We start from the raw sequence: 17,366 nt of genomic DNA on the forward strand, positions 1-17,366 counted from the left end.
GGCGCCCCCCCGGCCCCCACCCCCCCCTCCTCCCCCCCGCCGGCCGGGGCGGCGGCGCGAGAGTCCCCCGCGCCCCCCCCCCCCCCCCGTCGCCGTGTCCCCGTGGGACGTGCTCAGCCGAGCCCCCGCGAGTCCTGCTTGAGGGCGGTGTCGACGGTCAGGGCCGTCGCCACCACGAGGCTCAGCAGCGGCTCGGGCAGCTGGTAGTGGATCTGCAGGACGTAGTTGTCCGCGGTCGTGAACAGCGTCTTGGCGAGGCCCTCCCAGGTCTTGGTGATCCGGGCGACCTCGTTGTCCGCGTGGTCGACGATCGCGAAGTTCCAGGCCCGCCAGTTCTCCGCCTTGATCGCGCCGACCTGCTGGCCGTTCGCGTTCATCGCGAAGTTGATCTTCCCGATCATGTTCTTCTGGACGATCTCGCCGACCGGCGAGCCGTCCGGACGGGTCACGACGACCCGGGACTTGAAGATCTTCGCGGGCCGGGTCAGCACCAGCTGCGGCTGGCCGTAGGCGTCGCGGATCTCCAGCTTGTGCGTCATGAACTGGTCGAGGCTGGAGACGAAGCGCAGGATCTTCTTCAGCGCGCTCTGGCCGACCTCGACGACAGAGCCGATGTCGCGGCCGCCCTGGTCCATGACCTTGTACTCGTTGGTCAGCTCGATCAGCTTGGCCTTCTGGTTCACCACCAGGACGGGCTCGGTGAAGAGCGTGCCGCCGCCGGGGCCGCCGGCCGCGACGCCGGCCTGCTGCTGCACCTGGCGCTGCACCCTGGCGTCGGCGCCCTGCTGCTGCGGGATGTGGGCGGCGGGCTGCTGGACGGCGGCCTGCTGATGCGGAACCTGTCCAGCGGTCTGCTGGGCGGGGCTCGTGTGCTCGGTCCACTGCGCCCCGTCCCAGTACCGGAGCGTCTCGGCAGCCCCGTGCGGATCGGGGTACCAGCCTGCAGGAGTGTTCGATTGCGTGGTCACCGGGGCACACTACCCTGTTGTGACCGGTACCTGACCAGTCCGCACGGAGCGGTGTTCATCGCCCGTTCACCCCGTAATGATCGCCGGGTCACTGACGCCCGGGTGACCGTTCTCGACGTGCCCGGCGAAGCCGCGCAGGAACGCCGTGTCGGCCTCCGAGGTGACCGTGAGGTCGTACCAGCGTTTGCTCGCGGCGAGGCGGACGGTGTGCTTCACCGTGGCTCCGGACCGCACGGTCACGGTGACGGGCGTGCCGCCGTAGCCGTTCACCAGCTTCAGCTTGGCCGTGGCGGAGGCCTTGTTGGTGAAGGTGAGTTCGACGTCGTCCCCGGCGTGCCGGGCGATGACCTCGGGTCCCACGGTCCTGTTGGTGCCCTTGAAGAGGCGCAGGAACCCGTTCGGGCCGTGCACGGCGAGGTCGTAGGAGCCGCCCGAGAAGGCCGAGTTCCAGGTGTCGGTGAGGGTCTTGCCGGCCTGGGTGGTGTAGGTCCAGGGGCCGTCGGTGCGGTTGCCGGAGGTCACGAGGAAGGCGGCACCCGCCTGTGCGCCGGAGGCGAAGCCGAGCGTGAACTTCCCGGCCGCCGCGTCCACGGAACCGTCCACCGCGGGAGCGTACTTGAGGGGGCGGGTGGGGCGGCTGCCGCGCTCCTGCTTGGGCAGGGCCGGGTGGGCGGGCGGGGTGGGCACATAGTCGGGATGCCGGTCGTGGTCCGGCGGCTGGTAGCCGGCGGTGGAGGGGAGCGTGACCGGCTTGGTGTCCTTGCAGGAGAAGTCGAAGGCGGCGGTCAGGTCCCCGCAGACCGCCCGGCGCCACGGCGAGATGTTCGGCTCCGCGGCACCGAAGCGACGCTCGATGAACCGGATGATCGAGGTGTGGTCGAAGGTCTCGGAGCAGACGTAACCGCCCTTGCTCCAGGGCGAGACGACCAGCATCGGTACGCGCTGGCCGAGCCCGTAGGGACCGGCGGGGTGGCCGGCGTCGCCCTTGAACAGGTCGAGTGCGGGGTCCACGGTCGACTTGCCCTGGGCGGCGGATCCCGGCGGGAAGGGCGGGATCACGTGGTCGAAGAAGCCGTCGTTCTCGTCGTAGGTGATGAACAGCGCGGTCTTGCCCCACACCTCGGGGTCGGAGGTGAGCGCGTCCAGGACCTGGGAGACGTACCAGGCGCCGTAGTTGGCGGGCCAGTTGGGGTGCTCGGTGAAGGCCTCGGGGGCCACGATCCAGGAGACCTGGGGCAGCTTGCCGGCCTTGACGTCCGCCTTCAGCTGGTCGAAGAAACCCTCGCCCTTGCGGGCGTCGGTGCCGGTGCGGGCCTTGTCGTAGAGCGGGTCGCCGGGCTTGGCGCCCCGGTACTGGTTGAAGTAGAGCAGCGAGTTGTCGCCGTAGTTGCCGCGGTAGGCGTCCTGGATCCAGCCCCAGGAGCCGCCTGCGTCCAGGCCGTCGCCGACATCCTGGTAGATCTTCCAGGAGACGCCGGCCTGCTCCAGGCGCTCCGGGTACGTCGTCCAGGAGTAGCCCGCCTCGTCGTTGCCGAGGACCGGGCCGCCGCCCTTGCCGTCGTTGCCGGTGTACCCCGTCCACATGTAGTAGCGGTTGGGGTCGGTGGAGCCGATGAACGAGCAGTGGTAGGCGTCGCAGATGGTGAAGGCGTCGGCGAGCGCGTAGTGGAACGGTATGTCGTCGCGCGTCAGGTACGCCATCGTCGTGGACGACTTGGCGGGCACCCACTTGTCGTACTTGCCGCCGTTGAAGGCGGCGTGCCCGTCGTTCCAGCCGTGTGGGAGGTCCTGGATGAAGGCGAGGCCCAGGTCGTCCGCGTCCGGGTGGAAGGGGAGGATGTCCTTCGTGCCGTCGGACTGCTTCCAGACCGACTTCCCGTTCTGCGTCACCGGACGCGGGTCGCCGAAGCCCCGCACGCCCCGGAGCGAGCCGAAGTAGTGATCGAAGGACCGGTTCTCCTGCATCAGGACGACGATGTGCTCGACGTCCTCGACCGAACCCGTGCGGTGATGGGCGGGCAGCGCGGCCGCTCGCTGGATGCTGCTGGACAGCGCGGTGAATGCCGTGGTGGCGCCCGCGAGTTGAAGGAAACGCCGCCGGTTGACATCGGGCATGGGTGGGGGTGTCCTCTCGTCCTGACGTATCCGATGGTGCTCGGATGACGGAATCTGCGCGGTGCGAGTGTTCCAAGAGCAGCAAACGTCAGGGAAGGGTCTGGTGGCGCCCATGTGAAAGTCGTCGGTCCGACAGGGGTTGCGAGCGAGTGCCCCCCTTTGCCCCGTCCTCACCGCCGCGGATCCCGTCGTCGGCCGCGCCCTGCCGGAACACACCGCGGGGAGGCCGCCGGGCAGTCCAGACTGTTCCTGCAGGAACTGACGGTCCCCTCCCGTCCCGCGGGACGAGAGGGAAGGGGCCCGCCCGGCGCCGGTTCCGTGACGCGGACCCGGCTCAAGGTGTCAGATACGCCTCCACCTCGCTGAACTGCCCGGCCGGCCAGCCCGTGTTGGCGCTGACGGTCAGCCGGAGGTAGCGCAGGTTCGTGCCGCTGGGCAGGGAGACGGTGGCCGTGTTGCCGCCCGCCGGATCGAAGCGGTAGCCCTGGGCCCCGGCCACGGTCGAGTAGACCGAGCCGTCCGCGCTGCCGAGCACGGTGATGGTCTGGGTGCGGGCACCCCAGGCTGCGGACGGAGGCAGCTTGAGCACCAGGCGGCGGACCGCGCAGGCGGAACCCAGGTCGACCGTCCAGGACTGCGGGAAGGCGTTGTTGGTCGACTCCCAGTAGCTGTTCGCGTCGCCGTCGACCGCCTTGCCGGGCGTGTAGACGTCCTGCGAGCCGGTCGCGGTGGCCGGGCGTCCCTTGGCGAGGTTGCGGTTCGGGTCGGGGTCGGGGTTGCCCTGGCCGGGCTGGGGCCAGGTGGAGCAGTCCGACCAGGTGCCGGCCCAGCCGGAGTTGCCGCCGCCGTCGGTGAGCGCGAAGGAGCCGGAGTTCGCCGGGTAGGGGCAGTTGTAGATGCCGGCGGCGCCCACGCCCGTGGCCGTGACGTTGCGGAAGGCAGCCGCGCCCTGCGCCTCGGTCTGGACCACGACCGTCCCCGTGTTGCGCACGGTCGCCCCCGTCACGTTGACGTTCCGGACCGGATACCCCTGTCCCCCGCCGGAGACGAACTCGAAGGCGCTGTAGGGGCTGTCGGTGATCGTGGTGTCGGTGATGTTCACCGTCGCGTTGATCGCGCTGTCGTAGGAGTCGACCCGCAGCGCACCCATCGGATGGTTCCAGTTGGGGTTCATGGCGCCCGTGCGCACGAGCGTGTTGCCGTCGACGGTGATGGTGCCGGACAGCGGGGAGAAGGGGTCGAGGAACTTCTGGTTGGAGATCGCGATGCCGCTGCCGAGGGCGTTGGTGTCGGAGATGAGGTTGTTCCTGACCGTGATGTCGGTGCCGCCGTAGATCGCTATGCCGTTGGCGAGGTTGGGCTGCGAGATCGTGTTGTTCTCGAAGCTGGACCCCGTGTCCGGGGAGTACAGCGACCACATGGCGAGCGCGTCGTCGCCCTGGTTGCGCAGGAAGTTGTTGCTGACGCGGACGCCCTTGGCGGTGCCGTTGAGGTTGAGGCCGTCGGCGGTGGTGTCGAGGATCCGGTTGTTCTCCACCACCAGGTTGTCGTTGTTGCCCATCAGCCACAGCCCGACCTTCATGTGCTGGATCCACATGCCGGAGACGGAGGAGTTCGGACCGAGGGAGCCGTTGACGAAGTTGTCCGGGCTGGAGTCGACGCGCTCGGTGACCTCGCCGATGACCGCGAAGTCCTTGATGTGCACGTTTCCCGAAGAGCTGGACTGGTCGACGAACCGGGAGGTGTGCACGACCGAGTACCAGCTGCCCGCGCCCTGCAGGGTCACGTTCTGCACACCGCTGAGCGAGGAGGTGATCCGGTAGTCGCCCGGCGGGATCCACACCACCTGGCCCTGAGCCGCCGCGATGGCGTCCCGGAAGGCCTGGGTGGAGTCGCCGTTGCCACTGGGGTCGGCACCCTTGGAGACGACGGACACCGAACCGGCCGGCTGGGACGCGGCCGCGGCGACCTGCTCGAAGTCGGCGACGTCCACGGTGACCTGGGTGCCGGTCGCCTCGAAGGCGATCTTGTCGCCCGCCTGGACGTTCTGCCCGAGCAGCAGCCGGGCGTCGTCGAAGAAGTGGTGGGGCTTGGCGCCGGGGATCCAGCCGGTGTCGATGTAGGAGTACTTGGAGGTCACCGGGAGCGTCCTGGCGAGCCTGGTGCCGTTGACGTAGACGTCGAGCGGGCCGGACTGACCGTCCGGGACGCTGTAGGCGAGGTTCACCGCATTGGACGCGCGGGGCACGGTGAACTCCACCCGCTGCCCGGAGGCGAGCCGTACGGCCTGCCGTCCGGAGGCCTCCGAGGCCAGGGTGCCCTGCGTGTAGTCGGGCCCGATCCTGGTGCCGGTGGTGCTCGCCGACTCGGCCTCGACCGAGGTGAGGGGGAGCGAGGCGCCCGCGGCCGCACGGGCGGCCGGGGCCACGGCGACGAGCATGCCGGCGGCGAGGGCGACGACCGCCCCGATGGCTGGCATGCGCCTGACATGTTCGGGGGTACTGCTGTGCATGTGCTGATCCCTTCGTGGTGGGGGTGCGTGGGATAGCAAGGGGTGCGGGTGCGGCTCAGGCGCGCAGCCAGGCCGCCGTGTCCTGCGGCAGCCGGCCCGCGTCGTCCAGCGGGCCGCTGCTGAGCAGAAGTCGGGAGTGCACGGGCAGTTCGGCGGGTGCGGCGGCGAGGTTCACCACGCACAGCGCCCCCGGGGCACGGTAGAAGGCGAGCACGCCTTCGGGGGAGGGCAGCCAGGTCAGGGGGCCCTCGCCGAAGACCGGGCGGGTGGCGATGGCCTCGCGGTAGAGGGACAGCACGGAGTCCCGGTTCTGCCCCTGAAGGTCGACTGCATACGATGTCCAGCCGGCCGGCTGGGGAAGCCAAGGCTCCTCGCGCGAACCGAATCCGGCATACGGTGCGTCGGCCGCCCAGGGCAACGGCACCCGGCAGCCGTCGCGGCCCGGGTCGGCACCCCCCGAGCGGAAGTACATCGGATCCTGGATGCGCTCCACCGGGATCTCGGCCTCCGGCAGCCCCAGTTCCTCGCCCTGGTACAGGTACACCGAGCCGGGCAGCGCCAGCGACAGCAGCGCCGCGGCCCGGGCCCGGCGGGTGCCGAGCACCAGGTCCGTCGGGGTGCCCAGGGCCCTGGTGGCGAAGTCGAAGCCGGTGTCCTCGCGGCCGTAGCGGGTGACCGTGCGGGTCACGTCGTGGTTGCACAGCACCCAGGTGGCCGGGGCGCCGACGGGGGCGTGCTCGGCGAGGGTGGTGTCGATGGAGGTGCGCAGCCGACCGGCGTCCCAGGGGCAGGACAGGAAGGAGAAGTTGAAGGCGGTGTGGAGTTCGTCGGGGCGCAGGTAGCGGGCGAAGCGTTCGGGGTCGGGGAGCCAGACCTCGCCGACGAAGACGCCGTCGTAGGCGTCGGCGAGGGACCGCCAGGAGCGGTAGATGCCGTGGAGTTCGTCGCGGTCGACGAAGGGGTGCGGGGCAGGTTGCGTGGCGAGGTCGGGCAGGCCCGGGGCCTTGGCGAGCAGGGCCGCCGAGTCGATGCGGACGCCGGCGACACCGCGCTCGAACCAGAACTGCAGGATGTCCTCGTGTTCCTGGCGGACCGCCGGGTGGGCCCAGTTGAGGTCGGGCTGCTCGGGGGTGAACAGGTGCAGGTACCAGTCGCCGTCGGGGAGCCGGGTCCACACCGGTTCGGTGGAGCCGACGAACTGCGAGGGCCAGTCGTTGGGCGGGAGTTCGCCGTGCGTGCCGCGTCCGGGCCGGAAGTGGAACAGCTCGCGCGCGGGGCTGCCGGGCTCCGCGGCGAGGGCGGCCCGGAACCAGGGGTGCTGGTCGGAGACGTGGTTGGGCACGATGTCGACGATCGTGCGGATGCCCAGCTCGCGCGCCTCGGCGATGACCTTCTCGGCCTCGGCGAGGGTGCCGAACGCCGGATCGATGGCACGGTAGTCGGCGACGTCGTAGCCGCCGTCCTTCAGGGGCGAGAGGTACCAGGGGCTGAACCACAGGGCGTCCACGCCGAGTTCTGCGAGGTAGGGCAGTCTCGCACGGACCCCCGCGAGGTCGCCGGTGCCGTCGCCGTCGCCGTCGGCGAAGCTGCGGACGTACACCTGGTAGATGACGGCCGAGCGCCACCAGTCGCGGTCCTTCGGGGCATGGGTGGGCTGTCCCACGGGGGGTGCCTTTCTGTAGACGGGGCGGCTGCGTCAGCCCTTGGTGCTGCCCGTGCTGATCCCGGCGATGATGTGCCGCTGGAAGACGAGGAACAGCGCCACCATCGGGATGCTGGCGATCACCATCGCGGCGATGAGCACGGTGAGCTGGATGTTCTGCGACAGCTGGACCAGGGCCACGCTGATCGGCTGTTTGCCGGTGTCGGAGAAGACCATCAGCGGCCACAGGAAGTCCTGCCACACCGCGACCAGCGCGAAGATCGAGACCACGCCGAGGACCGGCCGGGACATGGGCAGGACGACCGACCACAGGATGCGCAGCCGGCCCGCGCCGTCGATCTCGGCGGCCTCCAGGACGTCGCGGGGCAGCTGGTCGAAGAACCGCTTCAGCAGGTACAGGTTGAAGGCGTTCGCGACCGCCGGCAGCCAGATGCCGAGGGGGTCGTTGAGCAGGCTGGTGTGGATCAGCGGGAGGTCGGCGACCGTCAGGTACTTGGGGACGACCAGCGCCTGGGCCGGGACCATCAGGGTGGCGAGGATGCCGCCGAGGATCACCTTGCCGAAGGCGGGCCTCAGCCTGGACAGGGCGTAGGCGGCGGCCGTGCAGAACACCAGCTGGAACGCCCAGGCGCCGGCCGCCTGCACCACCGTGTTCCACAGGTGCTGCGGCAGCTCCATCAGGTCCCAGGCGTCGATGTAGCCGCCGAGGTGCCAGTGCTCGGGTACGAGCGTCGGCGGTGTCCGGGCCACCTCGTCCGGGGACTTCATCGCGCCGGTCACCATCCAGTAGACCGGGAAGAGGAAGGCGAGCGCGAAGAGCAGGACGACTGCGGTGAACACGGTCCAGTAGACGGCCTTGCCGCGGGGGCGGGCGAGGGTCGCCGGGGAGATCAGGGTCCGGGTGCTCATGCGTCCCCCTCGGACCCGGTGAGCCGCAGATAGGCGGTGGAGAAGACGCCGAGCAGTACGAGGAGCATGACGCTGAGCGCGCAGGCGCCGCCGAAGTCGTTGTAGAGGAAGGCGTACTTGTAGATGAGGTAGAGGACGGTGACCGTCGCGTTCTCCGGGCCGCCGCCCGTGATGACGAACGGCTCGGTGAACACCTGCATGGTGGCGATGATCTGCAGGAGCATCAGCATCAGGACGACGAAGCGGGTCTGCGGGATCGTCACGTGCCGGATGCGCTGGAGCAGGCCCGCGCCGTCCAGTTCGGCGGCCTCGTACAGCTCGCCCGGGACGGACTGCAGGGCGGCGAGGTAGATGAGGACGGTGCCGCCCATGTTGGCCCAGGTGGCCACGATCACCAGGGAGACGAGCGCGGTGTCGGTGCCGTTGGACCAGTTCGAGGGGGGCAGGTGCAGGAAACGCAGGGTTTCGTTGGCGAGGCCGGCTCCGGGGTCGTAGAACCACTTCCACAGCAGGGCGCTGACCACCGGCGGGATCATCACCGGCAGGTAGACCACGACCCGGAAGAAGGCCTTCGCGTGCCGCAGTTCGTTGAGGACGAGGGCGAGGACGAAGGGGACGGCGAAGCCGATCAGCAGGGCCAGCAGCGTGAAGGTGAGGGTGTTGCGCCAGGCCGCCGTGAACTCGGGGTCGTGCCAGACGCGGGTGAAGTTGGCGGTGCCGACCCACTGGGGCGAGGAGCCGGGCGTGTACTTCTGGAAGGCGATGACCACCGCGCGGATCGCCGGGTACCAGGAGAACAGCGCGAAGCAGAGCAGGCCGCCGAGGAGGAAGGCGTAGGCGCGGGCCTGGTCGGCCAGGCGGCGCCGTCCCCGGTCCCCTGCCGGGGACGGCGCCGGGTCCGGGTGGACGGCGGCCCGCCCGGCCGGGCGCCGCTCGGCCGTCTTCGTCATGGCGGTCAGCTCCGGGCCAGAATGCTGTCGATCTTGCCGGACGCGCCCTTCAGGAGCTGGTCGATGTCCGCGTCCTTCTTGGTGAGGACGGCGGAGACGACGCCGTCGAGGACGGAGTAGATCTGCTGGGCGTCCGGCGGCTCGATCTTCATCTGCAGTTGCTGGTTGCCGTCGAGGAAGGCCTGGTAGTTCTCCACGGGGACGTTGGCGTCGGCCTTCTTGGCCTGCTGGTCCCTGGCGTCGGCGGCGCCGGTGAACAGGCGCGGCTCGGGCAGGCCCACCGGCGCGTTGTTCTTCTTCGCGCGGGCGTAGTCGCCGAGGAAGCCGGATCCCGGGGTGAGGAACATGTGGTCGAGCCACTTCAGGCCGGCGCGGATCTGGGCGGGCGTGTCCTTCCTGTTGAACATGTAGCCGTCTCCGCCGATGAGGGTGCCCCTGCCGCCGGGCATGGGGGCCAGGGCGAGGTCCTTGTAGTTGCCGCCCTTCTCCTTGACCAGGATCGGGATGTTGTCGGGGGCGGAGAGGTACATGCCGAGCTTGCCCGAACCCATCATCTGCTGCACGTCGTTGATGACGAGGAGCTGCTTGCTGCCCATCGAGTCGTCGGTCCACCGCATGTCGTGCAGGTTCTGCAGGACGGCGTGGCCCTGCGGGGTGTCGACGGTGGCCTTCGTGCCGTCGGGACCGACCACGTCGCCGCCCTGTGCGTACAGCTCGGCGGTGAAGTGCCAGCCGCCCTGGTTCTGTGCGCTGTAGTCGGCGTACCCGACGGTTCCGCCTCCGAGGGCGGCGATCCTCTTGGCGTCGGAGCGGACCTCGTCCCAGGTCGCCGGGGGCTTGTCGGGGTCGAGTCCGGCCTTTGCGAAGAGCTTGCGGTTGTAGAGCAGCCCCATGCTGTATCCGGTGCGCGGGATGCCGTAGACCTTTCCGTCCACGGTGTAGATGTCGCGCAGCTGCTTCTGGATGGTGTCGTAGCTCTTCAGTTCCTTGAGGTACGGGGTGAGGTCGGCGGCCTGGTTGATGTCCACGACGTGCCGGGCGTCGGTGAAGTACGTGTAGAAGACGTCCTCCATCTGCCCGCCGGCGAGCTTGGCGTCGAATGTCTTCGGGTCCTGGCAGGGGAAGGCGTCGTGGGCGACGACGTCGATGTCCGGGTTCTGCTTCTCGAACGAGGCGATGTCCTGCTCGAAGAACCCCCGGTCCACCTTGGCGCTCCGGGGCGGCTCGCAGTTGACGGTGATGCGGGTCTTGCCGCTCGCCGTGCCGCCGTCGCCCGTCCCGCAGGCGGATGCGGCAAGGGCGAGGGAGGAACAGACGCCGATCGTGGCGACGGTACGGCGGAACCCGGTGCTTCTCATCGGTGGACCCCTCAAGGCAGGAGCGGTGGGCGCCGCACACTCAAGCACCGACGACATGGGGTCGCAAGATGTCGCGCAGAATCTGTAATTATTCGACAGACAACGGGATCTGCTCGATCTCAGCTCCGCTCTCCGTCGCGCGGGGCCTGCGCGGTGGATCCGCGGACCACCAGCTCGGGCTCGAACAGCAGCTCCTCTGCAGGCACGGCGGTGCCGGCGATCTGGGCGTTGAGCAGCTCCACGGCCGCGCGGCCCATGGCCTCAATGGGCTGGCGGACGGTGGTCAGCGGGGGTTCGGTGCAGTTCATGAATGCCGAGTCGTCGTAGCCGACGACGGAGATCCGCCCGGGGACGTCGTATCCCTTGCGGCGGGCGGCACGGACGGCCCCCAGGGCGAGGGGGTCGCTGGCGCAGATGATGCCGGTGACGCCCCGGTCGATCAGCCGGGAGGCGGCCGCGTGCCCGCCCTCGAGGGAAAAGATGGCCCGGGCGACGAACTCGTCCGGCAGGTCGCCCGCGAAGGCGCGCGCTGCGGCCAGCTTGCGCGCCGAGGGGACGTGGTCGCCGGGGCCGAGGACCAGGCCGATGCGCTCGTGACCGAGGGAGGCCAGGTGCCGCCAGGCCTGCTCCACCGCGACGGCGTCGTCGCAGGACACGCCCGGGAATCCGAGGTGTTCGATGGCCGCGTTGACCAGCACCACCGGGATGTTGCGGTCGGCGAGCAGCCGGTAGTGGTCGTGCGGCGCGTCCGCCTGCGCGTACAGGCCGCCCGCGAAGACCACGCCGGAGACCTGCTGGTGCAGCAGCAGGTCCACGTAGTCCGCCTCGGAGACCCCGCCCTTGGTCTGGGTGCACAGCACCGGGGTGAGCCCGAGCTGGGCGAGCGCGCCCCCGATGACCTCGGCGAACGCGGGGAAGATCGGGTTCTGCAGCTCCGGCAGGACCAGGCCGACGAGCCGGGCGCGTTCACCGCGCAGCTGGGTGGGGCGCTCGTAGCCGAGGACGTCCAGGGCGGACAGCACGGCCTGCCGGGTGGCCTCGGAGACTCCGGGCTTGCCGTTGAGCACCCGGCTGACCGTGGCCTCGCTGACCCCTACCTTCTTCGCCACTTCCGCAAGTCGTCGCGTCATGCGCGCAAGAGTAGCGCAAGAAATGCAAGTAGTTTGCGTAACCCGACCGCGCTTCGGCGCAGAGCGAGAAGGGGTTTCCGGCCCGGCCCCGTCGGCGACCTGAACGCCGACGGAGCCGGGTCAGTCCTCGGGCGCAGGGACGACCGTCAGATGTGCGCCCGTGCCGCGCGGACGGCGCGGGCGCCGGGCGGTCGCGGCCGGGCGGCGGGCGTCACGCAGGACCATGGTCAGGCGTGTGCAGCCGGTCTCCTGCAGGGTGGGGGTCGTCTCGTCGACGATCCGGCACTCGGTCGGGCCCCGGCGCGGGTCGGGGTGGAGCAGCAGCCGCATGGCGCCGTCGAGCCGGGTGGCCGCCTCGCCGACGGCGCGGATCCAGTGCGGCAGACCCTGCCGGTAGGCGGCCTCCATGATCGGGTCCTGGGCGACGTCCCTGCGGATCGCCTGGAGTTCGTGGTCGTGGGCGCAGCGCTCCAGGGCGGTCTTGAGGTGGGCCAGCATCGGCAGGCACCAGCCCGCCTCGTGCTCGCCGAGGACGTCGCGGGCGTCCGGGTGGAACAGGACGAAGCGCAGGAAGTTGTCCCCGGGCATGGCCGTGGGATGCGGCCGTACCCCGCGGAAGAGTGTCTCGAAGGCGCCGTTGGCCATCACCACGTTCCAGCGGTGGTCGACCACCAGGGACGGGAAGGAAACGGCCTCCAGAAGTCCGGCGTAGTCCTGGAGATACGCCTGGGCCTCGCAGCCCTCGGGGACGGGCCGCGGCGCCCGCCACTGCCCTCCTGCCTGATGTGCCATCGGGAGGTCACCCCTCTTGCCTCTGCGGCCTTCACGCGGCGATGCGATCCTGCGTCCCAGGCGAGAGTCGTGTCAACTATCGTGGCATTCCACGCCGGTTGACGGCTGAAATTCGCCACAGTTGTGGCGAGACCTGGATGTGAGTTCGAAGCACCGGATACTCTCCGGGAAGTTCACAACCGCTGTGAGAAGCACACGGACACCCCCTGAAGCCCACGAGAGACGTAGGAGTTCTGTCGGTGACGGATGGCTACGAGGATCCGGGCGCCACGGAAACCGCTCAGCTGTCGGCTGTCGTCGCCCGCGTCACCGGGCTCGCCGACCGGCTCGGTGTGCCGCACTCCGAGGTCTTCGACGTCAGGCGGCTCTCCGTCGCCTGCGGGGTCCCGGAGCCGGTGCTCAAGGCCCTGCTCAGCGGCCGTCCCGCGGGCGAGCCGGATGTCCAGTCGCGTTTTCTGCAGCGCCTCGACCTGCTGCGCCGCACACGGCTGAAACCGAACGGGCGCAAGTACACCCAGCAGGAGATCGCCGACGGCGCGGGCATGTCCCGGCAGCAGGCCGGGGCGCTCATCAACGGCGACCGCCGGCCCACCATGGAGCACTGCGACGCGTTGCAGCGGTTCTTCCGCGTGCACGCCGGCTTCCTCACGGCGGAGGACCCCGAGGCGCTGGCGGGCGCGCTGCAGCGCACCGAGCAGGAGCTGCTGCAGAAGCTCGCCGACCGGGAGCGTGCCGCGGCCGCGGCGGCGGACGATCCGCTGGAGCGGCTGCTGCAGGACCACGGGGTGCGCGGGATCGCCTGGCGGGCCGCGCAACTGCCCACCGACCAGCACCGGGACAAGGTCGCGGAGTGGCTCGACATGCTCCTGGAGAGCGTCAAGCGGCCCGAGTCGTGAGCCGGGAGAGAACTGTGGGCATCGGCAGGGACATGCGGCGGCTGTGTACCGAGCTGGTAGGGGCACTCTCCCTGCCCGGGCCTGTCCCGCCGCACGAGCTGTACCGCGCGCTGTGCGAGGCGATGAGCCGGCGCCGCGGCCGCCCCGTGCACTTCCGTACGGCGGTCTTCCCGCCGGGCACGGCCAGCGGTCTGTGGCTGGACATGACCGACCGGGACCTGGTCGTCCTGGAGCAACGCACCGCGCCCGACCACCAGTTGGTGATCCTCGGCCACGAGCTGTGGCACATGCAGGCCGGGCACTGCGGTCACCTCGCCGACGGGGCGGGGGTCGGCGTCGCCACGCGTCTGCTGAGCGAGGACTCCGACCCGGCGGCACTCGCGGCCGCGGTGCACCGGGTCGCCGCTCGCACCCGCTTCGAGCAGTCCGAGGAGCGTGAGGCCGAGGCCTTCGGGCTGCTGCTCGCCAGCAAGTGCCGCACCTGGCTGGCCGGTTCGTCCCTGCGCGGCCCGGTCCAGCGGGACGACGTGGCCGGCCGCATCGAGGCGTCCCTGGGGTATCTGGGACCGCAGGGCTGAGGGACCCCCGCGGGCGAGCCACCCGGCATTGTCAGTGGTGGACGGCAAGCTGGTACGTGCGCCTCAGGGCGCGTGACCGTGACGCCGAACCGGGGAGAGCCGACCGATGCCCACCGCCGTACTGACCGACCGCGAGCGCACGGCCGTCCAGGCCTACCTTCGGCTGCTGCACACCGTACGCGCAGCCCTCGACGGGCCGCCGGACGGCGGCCGACCCGTGGTCGTACCGCCCGCCGTGCTCGCGGAGGCCGAGGGAGCTCTGGCACAGGCGGGACTCTCGGGCAACGAGGAGGAGTTCTTCCGGCTGCTGAGCCACTGGTGCCCGCAGGAGTGACCAAGGGCCAGGTGACCGTTCCGCACGACCGCCAGCGGTGCGGGACGGTCACCGCCGTACGGCTGACGGTGGGGACGGTCACCGCCGTACCGCTAGCGGTGCGGGACGGTCACCGCCGTGAGCACCAGCCCGTCCTCGGCCAGCCAGCGGCCCTCGAACCCGCTCAGGCGGGTGCCGCCGACCAGCGGGCCGGGGACGAGGAGCCGCGCCTGGAAGCGGCCGCGGGTGCCCGTGCCCGGTGCGGGGAACAGCTCGATGTCGGCCTCGGAGAAGTCGAGCCAGGCGCGGGTGAGAGGGAACCACGCCTTGTACACGGACTCCTTGGCGCTGAACAGCAGGCGGTCCCAGTGCACGGCGGGCCGGTCGGCGCACAGCCGGCGGTGCCGGTGCTGTTCCGAGGGCAGCGCGATGGACTCGAAGACACCGTCCGGCACCGGTCCGTGCGGTTCGGCGTCGATGCCGAGCGAGGCCAGGTCCGTGGCGCGGACCAGGGCGGCGGCGCGGTAGCCCTCGCAGTGGGTCATGGTGCCGGCCAGTCCTTCGGGCCAGATCGGGGCGCCACGCTCGCCGGTCAGGATGGGCTGGGGCGGCACACCGAGCTTCTCCATGGCGCGCCGGGCGCAGACCCGCACGGAGGTGAACTCACGGCGGCGCGTGTCCACCGCCCGCGCCACGAGCTGCTGTTCCTCCGGGTACAGGGGAGAGTTCTGGGCCTCCTCATCCCCGTACGTTTCCACGGCCACCACCGACTCCGGGAGCAGCTCCTCGATCACCGGGTCCGACCTCCATCGGCAGGATGCGGCGCAGCCGTCCCGGGGGCACCGGGCGCTTGCGCCATTCGCGGGGATATCCCACGGACACTTCTTCGAAGCGGACACCCTCGTGCCAGGTGGTCCGCGGGATGTGCAGATGGCCGTAGACCATGGTCCGGACGCGGAACCGCCGGTGCCAGTCGGCGGTCAGCTCGGTGCCGCACCACATCGCGAACTCCGGATGCCACAGCACGTCCGTCGGATGGCGGTCCAGCGGATAGTGGTTCGCGAGGACGGTGGGCAGGTCCTCGGGCAGTTCGGCGAGCCGGCGCTCCGTCTCGGCGACCCGGGCGCGGCACCAGGCCTCACGGGTCGGGTAGGGATCGGGGTGCAGCAGGAACTCGTCGTTGCAGATGACGCCCGTCTTCTCCGCGTAGGCCAGGCCCTGCGCCTTGGTGACGCAGCCGGGCGGCAGGAACGAGTAGTCGTACAGCAGGAACAGCGGGGCGACGACGACCGGTCCGCCGGGGCCCCGCCACACCGGGTACGGGTCCTCGGGCGTGGTCACGCCCAGCTCGCGGCAGAGGTCGACGAGGTGTTCGTAGCGTTCGACGCCGCGCAGGGTGACGGGGTCCTTCGGGTGGGTCCACAGCTCGTGGTTGCCCGGCACCCACAGGACCTTGCGGAAGCGGTCCGCGAGCGTGACGAGGGTCCAGCGGATGTCCTCCACGGTCTCCGCGATGTCCCCGGCGACGATCAGCCAGTCGTCCTCCGTGTGGGGGTGCATCTGCTCCACCAGCTCACGGTTCTCCGGATAGCCGATGTGCAGGTCGCTGATGGCCAGCAGCTGCGCGGCCCCGGCCGTCGACTCCACCCCTCGCCCCTTCCGATCATGCCGTCGACACCACGACAGCACATTCACCGGCCGGAACACAAGGGGATAAGGGTGTGCCGCACTTGGACAGCCGGGCGAAATCCGTAACCTGCGCGTTGCACGCGCGGGCTCTTGAAAGCCGTATGATCGCCCCAACACCGACGCCCCTAACCCCCCTTCGCACAGGGCCGTTTGGTGTCCCTTCCCTCCTCCTGCCCGGGCACGGGCCGCTGAGCCCTGCCCGCATTCCCCGAAAGGCGGCCTGGATGCCCTCTCGCGTACGCGTCTGGCTCAACCGCACGTACGCGGAGAACGTGTTCTTCATGGATCAGCTGCGCAGAAATCCCAGCGATCGGGCGGTCGAGATCCATGCCACGCACGGCGACGCCGACTCCCCCGTGCTGGCCGCGGCCGACACCGCCGACCTGGAACCGGAGGGCCTGTCGCCGGCCGCGTACGTCGAGTACGCCCTGGACCAGTGCGCGCGGCGTGGCATCGACGTGTTCGTGCCCCGGCTGCACCAGACGGCGATCGTGGCGCACCGGGCGGAGTTCGCGGCGGTGGGTACGGCACTGCTGGCGCCGACGCGCGAGGCGGTGGCCGTGTTCGAGGACAAGGCGACGGCGTACGAGGCGGTGCGCTCGGTCGGCGTACCGGTGCCGCCCTGGTGGCGGGTGCGCACGGCGGACGAACTCGTCGCCGCGGTGGAGGAGTTGGAGGCGGCCGGTCACCGGGCGTGCTTCAAGCCGGCCGCCGGTGCGGGCGGGGTCGGCTTCCGTGTGATCACTCGCACTCCCTTCTCGCTGATGCACTTGAACGGCTTCCCCGGGCCGCACGTCCAGCTGGACCTGGTCCTCGAGGCGCTGCGGCGGGCCGAGGAGCCGGTGGACTGGCTGGTGATGCCCCGCCTGGAGCAGCCGGAGGTGTCCGTGGACTGCCTGACCGGGCCGGACAACCGCATCCGGCTGGCCGTCGGCCGCACCAAGAACGGCCGCCGCCGGGGCTTCACCCTGCACGAGCAGTGGCTGGAGCCGGCCCGGCTGATCGCCGGGGGCTTCGGACTGCACTATCTGTCGAACATCCAGTTCCGGATGCTCGGGGACCGCCCGGTGCTCCTCGATGTCAACACCCGGCCCGCCGGCGGCCTGCACCAGCTGTCGCTCTGCGGGGTGAACGCCCCCTGGGCGGCGGTGCAGTTGGCGCTGGGCGAGGACCCGGGGGTGATCGAGCCGCCGTTCCTGGGGCAGGACTACGCGGTGGTGTCGGGGCCGCGGCCGCTGCTGCCTGCGGCGCTTCCGCGGCAGAGGGCCGAGGAGGCCGAGGTGTTGCTGCCGGCGGTGCCGGCGCCTGTGCAGGTGGCTTCGGCGGCGGAGGTTCTGCCGCTCTAGGCCGTCGGCCGACTGCGGGTTCGTTCGTGGTTGCTCGCACCCCGCGGCGGAGCCGCTGGCAGATGCAGCCCCGGGGGCCGGTGGGGGGGGGGTGAGGGCACCCGGGTTGTAGCAAATTTGGGGGGGACCTTGTGACCCCGGATTTGG

15 protein-coding genes are annotated in these 17,366 nt (G+C 70.6%); 4 read left to right on the forward strand and 11 right to left on the reverse strand.

The genetic code is table 11. From position 1 onward, the window contains the following. Positions 1-113: 113 nt before the first annotated feature. The 9 genes from AB0H32_RS38900 to AB0H32_RS38940 all read right to left on the reverse strand — a co-directional run bounded on the left by AB0H32_RS38900 (position 114) and on the right by AB0H32_RS38940 (position 12,397). Complete coding sequence (locus tag AB0H32_RS38900) at positions 114-968, reverse strand: phospholipid scramblase-related protein (RefSeq protein ID WP_361131248.1); 855 nt, start codon at positions 966-968, stop codon at positions 114-116. A gap of 66 nt (positions 969-1,034) precedes the next feature. Further along, positions 1,035-3,083: a phosphocholine-specific phospholipase C gene (locus AB0H32_RS38905; protein WP_361131251.1), complete on the reverse strand. Its 2,049-nt coding sequence runs from the start codon at positions 3,081-3,083 to the stop codon at positions 1,035-1,037. 334 nt (positions 3,084-3,417) lie between these two features. Further along, entirely contained in the window at positions 3,418-5,595 is a 2,178-nt protein-coding gene (locus tag AB0H32_RS38910) for a discoidin domain-containing protein (protein WP_361131254.1), read from the reverse strand. A 55-nt stretch (positions 5,596-5,650) separates the two neighbouring features. Next, on the reverse strand, positions 5,651-7,258 hold the full coding sequence (locus AB0H32_RS38915; protein WP_361131257.1) for an alpha-amylase family glycosyl hydrolase: 1,608 nt from the start codon (positions 7,256-7,258) through the stop codon (positions 5,651-5,653). Positions 7,259-7,291: 33 nt separating this feature from the next. Beyond that, entirely contained in the window at positions 7,292-8,167 is an 876-nt protein-coding gene (locus tag AB0H32_RS38920; RefSeq protein WP_361131260.1) for a carbohydrate ABC transporter permease, read from the reverse strand. Beyond that, complete coding sequence (locus AB0H32_RS38925; protein ID WP_361131262.1) at positions 8,164-9,117, reverse strand: sugar ABC transporter permease; 954 nt, start codon at positions 9,115-9,117, stop codon at positions 8,164-8,166. The genes AB0H32_RS38920 and AB0H32_RS38925 overlap by 4 nt, the downstream gene beginning before the upstream one ends. A gap of 5 nt (positions 9,118-9,122) precedes the next feature. Next, positions 9,123-10,475: an extracellular solute-binding protein gene (locus tag AB0H32_RS38930; RefSeq protein ID WP_361131265.1), complete on the reverse strand. Its 1,353-nt coding sequence runs from the start codon at positions 10,473-10,475 to the stop codon at positions 9,123-9,125. Between the two features lie 119 nt (positions 10,476-10,594). Beyond that, on the reverse strand, positions 10,595-11,605 hold the full coding sequence (locus AB0H32_RS38935; protein WP_361131268.1) for a LacI family DNA-binding transcriptional regulator: 1,011 nt from the start codon (positions 11,603-11,605) through the stop codon (positions 10,595-10,597). A gap of 120 nt (positions 11,606-11,725) precedes the next feature. Next, the gene (locus tag AB0H32_RS38940; RefSeq protein WP_361131271.1) at positions 11,726-12,397 is read right to left on the reverse strand and encodes a hypothetical protein; all 672 of its coding nucleotides are present in this window, start codon (positions 12,395-12,397) and stop codon (positions 11,726-11,728) included. A 239-nt stretch (positions 12,398-12,636) separates the two neighbouring features. Here AB0H32_RS38940 and AB0H32_RS38945 point away from each other — a divergent pair, with 239 nt between their 5' ends. The 3 genes from AB0H32_RS38945 to AB0H32_RS38955 all read left to right on the forward strand — a co-directional run bounded on the left by AB0H32_RS38945 (position 12,637) and on the right by AB0H32_RS38955 (position 14,205). Next, the gene (locus AB0H32_RS38945) at positions 12,637-13,293 is read left to right on the forward strand and encodes a helix-turn-helix transcriptional regulator (protein WP_361131274.1); all 657 of its coding nucleotides are present in this window, start codon (positions 12,637-12,639) and stop codon (positions 13,291-13,293) included. A gap of 32 nt (positions 13,294-13,325) precedes the next feature. Further along, on the forward strand, positions 13,326-13,871 hold the full coding sequence (locus AB0H32_RS38950) for a toxin-antitoxin system, toxin component (protein ID WP_361131285.1): 546 nt from the start codon (positions 13,326-13,328) through the stop codon (positions 13,869-13,871). Positions 13,872-13,977: 106 nt separating this feature from the next. After that, positions 13,978-14,205 (forward strand): hypothetical protein, encoded by a 228-nt coding sequence (locus tag AB0H32_RS38955; RefSeq protein WP_361131276.1) that lies wholly within the window; start codon positions 13,978-13,980, stop codon positions 14,203-14,205. 92 nt (positions 14,206-14,297) lie between these two features. Here AB0H32_RS38955 and AB0H32_RS38960 read toward each other — a convergent pair whose 3' ends face one another. Both AB0H32_RS38960 and AB0H32_RS38965 read right to left on the reverse strand, forming a co-directional pair. After that, positions 14,298-14,978, reverse strand: a complete 681-nt coding sequence (locus AB0H32_RS38960; protein ID WP_361131278.1) for a 4'-phosphopantetheinyl transferase superfamily protein — start codon at positions 14,976-14,978, stop codon at positions 14,298-14,300. Next, positions 14,923-15,831: a metallophosphoesterase gene (locus AB0H32_RS38965; RefSeq protein WP_361131280.1), complete on the reverse strand. Its 909-nt coding sequence runs from the start codon at positions 15,829-15,831 to the stop codon at positions 14,923-14,925. The genes AB0H32_RS38960 and AB0H32_RS38965 overlap by 56 nt, the downstream gene beginning before the upstream one ends. A gap of 266 nt (positions 15,832-16,097) precedes the next feature. Between AB0H32_RS38965 and AB0H32_RS38970 the strand changes: the two genes are divergently transcribed. Continuing rightward, positions 16,098-17,219, forward strand: coding sequence for an ATP-grasp domain-containing protein (locus tag AB0H32_RS38970; RefSeq protein WP_361131282.1), 1,122 nt, complete (start codon positions 16,098-16,100; stop codon positions 17,217-17,219). Positions 17,220-17,366: the final 147 nt, after the last annotated feature.

It is taken from the genome of Streptomyces sp. NPDC020362, assembly GCF_040642095.1.
GTDB lineage: Bacteria > Actinomycetota > Actinomycetes > Streptomycetales > Streptomycetaceae > Streptomyces.